The 412-nt window shown below is 66.5% G+C and carries 1 protein-coding gene; it reads right to left on the reverse strand.

What is annotated here, in order from left to right:
• Window positions 1–412 (reverse strand): type VI secretion system baseplate subunit TssK (tssK, locus tag EOA86_RS38230; protein ID WP_164892492.1); only part of this gene is annotated, 412 nt, incomplete at both ends.

Below are 412 nucleotides of genomic sequence, written 5' to 3' on the forward strand. Positions count from 1 at the left end.
CAGGATGAGTGAGCGCAAGGCGTCCGCCAGCGCCGAATAAGCGGGGCCGGGCGCCATGTGATCGTAGGCGGGCAACTCGCTCAGCCGCCGCGCGCTCGAGCCATAGGTCGCCATTGAGCCGGCAAGACCGGCAAGCTCCAGGTAAAGCTCGGCCGGATGGAAGACATCCTGAGCCAGCATGTGGGCCAGCCGCGGACGCGCCGCATTGGCGAGATTGAGCATCAGCAGGTCTTCGACGCTGCGCCCCGGTCCGCCCATGACCATTTTGCCATGCGCCTCGGCGATCTGGTCGAGGCCGGTGACGACTTCCAGAAGCAGCTGCCGATACCAGGCCGCCGCTCCGGTAACCAGTGTCGGCGGCAGGAACGTCTCGTCCAGGGAGACGCCGCCGTCGGCTCTAACCCCTTTGATG

The organism is Mesorhizobium sp. M5C.F.Ca.IN.020.32.2.1, assembly GCF_004023105.1.
In the GTDB taxonomy this organism is placed as follows: domain Bacteria; phylum Pseudomonadota; class Alphaproteobacteria; order Rhizobiales; family Rhizobiaceae; genus Mesorhizobium; species Mesorhizobium wenxiniae.